General features: G+C 68.1%; 2 protein-coding genes. Both read left to right on the top strand.

Going from position 1 to position 608, the window contains the following annotated elements:
• The coding region (locus tag LPA54_RS35140) for a helix-turn-helix domain-containing protein (protein WP_228984659.1) at positions 1-261 on the top strand (261 nt) is incomplete at its 5' end.
• A gap of 155 nt (positions 262-416) precedes the next feature.
• Positions 417-608, top strand: a 192-nt coding sequence (locus LPA54_RS35135; RefSeq protein ID WP_306806588.1) for a nitrilase-related carbon-nitrogen hydrolase, incomplete at its 3' end; no start/stop codon positions are given.

Below are 608 nucleotides of genomic sequence, written 5' to 3'. Positions count from 1 at the left end.
CCCCAGGTGCAGTCGTTCGCCGAACGGGAGCTGTCGGGGCTGCTGTGCGACCCAGGCGAGGACCTGCTCCCGGTGCTGCGCACGTACCTGGCGACCGGCCGCAACAAGTCCCGTACCGCGCAGCTGCACCACGTCTCCCGGCCCGCGCTGTACCGCCGTCTCGAGGCGATACAGATACGGCTGGGGGTGGACCTGGACGACTTCGAACAGGCCGCCTCGCTGCACATCGCACTCCTCGCGCACGACGCGCAACAACGCTGAAACGAGCGACCACCTGCGGCAACGGCGGTGACACATGGGATCGTCCGCGGATGACACGGTGACACGCCGCACCCCGCCGGACGTGACACCTTGCCACTCAAAGCGCGCTCGTCCGCTTCCTAGGCTCACTGCACACCGAGCGACCGGAGGTCCCGATGAGCCGAGTGATCCGAGCCGCCGTCTTCCAGACCGCCTGGACGGGCGACAAGGAGTCGATGATCCAGGTCCACGAGCAGGCCGCCCGCGACGCGGCCGCACAGGGCGCTCACGTGCTCTGCTTCCAGGAGCTGTTCTACGGACCGTACTTCTGCCAGGTCCAGGACCCGGCCTTCTACGCCTACGCCGAA

The sequence above is a fragment of the Streptomyces sp. DH12 genome, assembly GCF_020873895.1.
GTDB lineage: Bacteria > Actinomycetota > Actinomycetes > Streptomycetales > Streptomycetaceae > Streptomyces.
This window is presented reverse-complemented; position numbering and strand designations above follow the sequence as displayed.